4 protein-coding genes are annotated in these 3,598 nt (G+C 75.5%); 3 read left to right on the top strand and 1 reads right to left on the bottom strand.

The window, feature by feature from the left end:
* Nucleotides 1-66 precede the first annotated feature (66 nt).
* The gene (locus tag FNQ90_RS16140; RefSeq protein ID WP_182607027.1) at nucleotides 67-501 is read right to left on the bottom strand and encodes a hypothetical protein; all 435 of its coding nucleotides are present in this window, start codon (nucleotides 499-501) and stop codon (nucleotides 67-69) included.
* A gap of 130 nt (nucleotides 502-631) precedes the next feature.
* On the opposite strand from FNQ90_RS16140, the gene FNQ90_RS16145 reads away from it, so the two are divergent.
* The 3 genes from FNQ90_RS16145 to FNQ90_RS16155 form a co-directional block, all read left to right on the top strand.
* Complete coding sequence (locus tag FNQ90_RS16145) at nucleotides 632-1,552, top strand: MurR/RpiR family transcriptional regulator (protein ID WP_323379999.1); 921 nt, start codon at nucleotides 632-634, stop codon at nucleotides 1,550-1,552.
* Between the two features lie 183 nt (nucleotides 1,553-1,735).
* Nucleotides 1,736-3,490, top strand: coding sequence for a urocanate hydratase (gene hutU, locus FNQ90_RS16150; protein WP_182607029.1), 1,755 nt, complete (start codon nucleotides 1,736-1,738; stop codon nucleotides 3,488-3,490).
* The coding region (locus tag FNQ90_RS16155; RefSeq protein WP_182607030.1) for a hypothetical protein at nucleotides 3,490-3,598 on the top strand (109 nt) is incomplete at its 3' end. The genes hutU and FNQ90_RS16155, both read left to right, overlap by 1 nt.

Below are 3,598 nucleotides of genomic sequence, written 5' to 3' on the forward strand. Positions count from 1 at the left end.
AGCCAGGTGCCCCGCCCTCCCCGGCGGGGCGCCGGCGCGTACCGGAGGGCAGGGCGGGACACCGGTTCACCACCGCTGGTCGTCCCGCGGGCGCCGGTCGGCGCGGTCGCGCTGCGCGTTGGCGACGGAGGCGTAGGAGGCGTTCACCCCCACGATGCCGCCCCAGGCCACCAGCAGACCGAGGAAACCCACGTGGGCGGCGGCGATCGCCGACAGCGGGATCGCGAACACCAGCGACAACGCGGCCAGCGCGAAGGCCGGGGTCGGGCCCCGCCAGGCCCGGTCCCCCAGGGGACCGGGGCCGCCGCCCACCATCTGCTGTTCGGCCAGGCGGCGGCGCAGCCGCTTGTCCACCGCGCGGTCCACCGTCTCGTCGATGCGTTCGTCGAGCTTCTCCAGGAAGGACTCGATCAACGCCGCCTCGTAGTTCTCGCCCAGCTCCTTGCGGGTCTGCACGGCGGCGTCCAGGTCCTTCTTCAGCTCCGGATTCCCGTTGGTCATGCCGACCACGCTACGGACGCCCGCCCGGCGGCACACTGGGGCCAACCCCCCTATCGGACCTCCGGTTCCCGTCCCCCGGGCGGGGACCGGGAACCGGCGCCGGCGGGAGCCGCTGCCTAGACTCGGGCCCGTGGACGAGGCGAGCGCGAGACTGCTGAAGTTCTTCCAGGGCCGGAGGCTGACCCCGGTCCAGCGGCGCATCGCGCACTGCCTGGTGCGGTGGGCCGCCGACGCGCCCTACCTCTCCAGCGTGGAGGTGGCGCGGGCGGCCGGCGTCAGCCAGCCCTCGGTCACCCGCTTCGCCGTCGCCCTCGGCTACGACGGCTATCCGGCGCTGCGCCGTGCCCTGCGGGACCCGGACCGGCGCCCCCTCGGGGCCGTCGGGGCCGGTGGGGCCGTCGCGACCGGTGGCGGTGCCGCCGGCCCGGTCGTCGAGCGGGAGGACGCGGCAGCCGGCGCCGAGCGGCCGGCGGGTGACGCCAACCCCCACCAGCAGGCCGTACTCGCCGAGCTGGAGCACCTGCGGCAGTTGGCGGCGCTGCTGGCCGACCCCCGGCCGGTCGAGGAGGCCGCCCGACTGCTGGCCGCCTCCCGACCGCTGCCCGTGGTGGGGCTGCGGGCCGCCGCCGCCCAGGCGGCCGGCTTCGCCTGGTTCGCGGCCAAGGTGCACCCCGACGTGCGTCCGCTGACGGTCGGCGGCAGCGAGCTGATCGACCGGATCGAGGGCGCCGCCGGCGCCGGCGCCGGGGCCCTGCTGTGCTTCGCGCTGCCCCGGTACCCGCGCGAACTGGTGCCGGCCCTGGCCGCCGCCCGCACGGCGGGACTGCGGGTGGTGCTGGTCGCCGACACCGCCTTCCCCACGGTGGCCGAGCCCGGCGACATGGTGCTGCCGGCGGCGGTCGGCACCGCGCTGTCCTTCGACACCGCCTGCGCGCCGATGATGTTGGGCCGGGTGCTGCTGGAGGCGATGTGCGACGTGCTGCCCGACGCGGAGGGCCGGCTGGAGCGGTTCGAGACACGCGCCGCCGAGCGCGGGCTCTTCGTGGAGTGAGCCGGGCCCCGAGGGGGAACGCGGGCGGGACGTGCCCCGGGTCGATCGGCCCCCGGCACGGGCCCGTGACCCTGTTGACGGGTTTCATTCAGTCCGTAGAGTGAGTGAATAGACCAGTGCGAGGGCGCACGGCACGGCGGGCCCGGCCCGTCGTCGGCACGGCGCCGACCCGGGAGGAAGTCCATGGCAGGACCCCGCACCGTCCGCGCGGCCCGAGGCAACCGGCTCACCGCCCGGGGCTGGCCCCAGGAGGCCGCCCTCCGGATGCTGTGCAACAACCTCGACCCCGAGGTCGCCGAGCATCCCGAGCGTCTGGTGGTCTACGGCGGGTCGGGAAGGGCCGCCCGCGACTGGGCCTCCTTCGACGCCATGGTCCGCACCCTCACCGACCTGCGCGCCGACGAGACGATGCTGGTGCAGTCCGGCCGCCCGGTGGGGGTGATGACCACCCACGAGTGGGCGCCCCGGGTCCTCATCGCCAACTCCAACCTGGTGGGGGAGTGGTCCACCCCCGAGGAGTTCCGCCGGCTGGAGGGTCTCGGGCTGACCATGTACGGCCAGATGACCGCCGGCTCCTGGATCTACATCGGCACCCAGGGCATCCTCCAGGGCACCTACGAGACCTTCGCCGCCGTCGCCGCCAAACGCTTCGGCGGCTCGCTGGCCGGCACCCTGACGGTCACCGCCGGACTCGGCGGCATGGGCGGCGCCCAGCCCCTGGCGGTCACCCTCAACGGCGGGGTGGCGCTGTGCGTGGACTGCGACCCGCGCGCGGTGCGACGCCGCCTGGACCACGGCTACCTCGACGTGGCGGCCGACGACCTCGACCACGCGCTGCGCCTGGTCGAGGACGCCAGGACCCGCCGCGCGCCGCTGTCGGTGGGCGTGGTCGGCAACGCCGCCGAGGTGCTGCCCCGCCTGCTCGCCGCCGGCACCCCGGTCGACGTGGTCACCGACCAGACCAGCGCCCACGACCCGCTCGCCTACCTCCCCCTCGGGGTGCCCTTCGAGCAGATGGCGGACCACGCGCGGGAGAAGCCGGAGGAGTTCACCCGGCGGGCCCGCGAGTCCATGGCCGCGCACGTCGACGCCATGGTCGGCTTCCTGGACGCCGGCGCCGAGGTCTTCGACTACGGCAACTCGCTGCGCGCCGAGGCCCGCCTGGGCGGCTGCGACCGCGCCTTCGACTACCCGGGGTTCGTCCCCGCCTACATCCGACCGCTGTTCTGCGAGGGGAAGGGCCCCTTCCGGTGGGCGGCCCTGAGCGGGGACGCGGCCGACATCGCGGCCACCGACCGGGCGGTGCTCGACCTGTTCCCCGACAACGAGCCGCTGGCCCGCTGGATCCGCACCGCCGGCGAGCGGGTGCGCTTCCAGGGGCTGCCCGCCCGGATCTGCTGGCTGGGACAGGGCGAACGGGACCGGGCGGGCGAACGGTTCAACGACATGGTCGCCTCCGGGGAGCTGACCGCCCCGGTCGTCATCGGCCGCGACCACCTGGACTGCGGATCGGTCGCCTCCCCCTACCGGGAGACCGAGGCGATGCGGGACGGCTCCGACGCCATCGCGGACTGGCCGTTGCTCAACGCCATGGTCAACGTCGCCTCCGGAGCCTCCTGGGTCTCGATCCACAACGGCGGCGGGGTGGGCATCGGCCGCTCCCTGCACGCCGGGCAGGTCACCGTCGCCGACGGCACGCCCCTGGCGGGGGAGAAGATCCGTCGGGTGCTCACCAACGACCCCGGCATGGGGGTGATCCGCCACGTGGACGCCGGCTACCCCGAGGCCGAGCGGGTGGCGGCCGAGCGCGGGGTGCGGATCCCGCTGCGGGAGGACGGGGGCCGAGGAGCCGGGACCGGGAACGGGAACGGGGAGACGGACGGAGCCCCCGGCACCGCCCCGGACACCGGCCGAGCGGGGGCCGCCCGGTGGGGGTGATGACCACCCACGAGTGGGCGCCCCGGGTCCTCATCGCCAACTCCAACCTGGTGGGGGAGTGGTCCACCCCCGAGGAGTTCCGCCGGCTGGAGGGTCTCGGGCCTGTCT

Source organism: Streptomyces alkaliphilus (assembly GCF_014141535.1).
Lineage (GTDB): Bacteria > Actinomycetota > Actinomycetes > Streptomycetales > Streptomycetaceae > Streptomyces > Streptomyces alkaliphilus.

Coding starts and splice junctions, on each gene's coding strand:
- hutU (WP_182607029.1), top strand. CDS start 1,736: ATGGCAGGACCCCGCACCGTCCGCGCGGCCCGAGGCAACCGGCTCACC.
- FNQ90_RS16140 (WP_182607027.1), bottom strand. CDS start 501: ATGACCAACGGGAATCCGGAGCTGAAGAAGGACCTGGACGCCGCCGTG.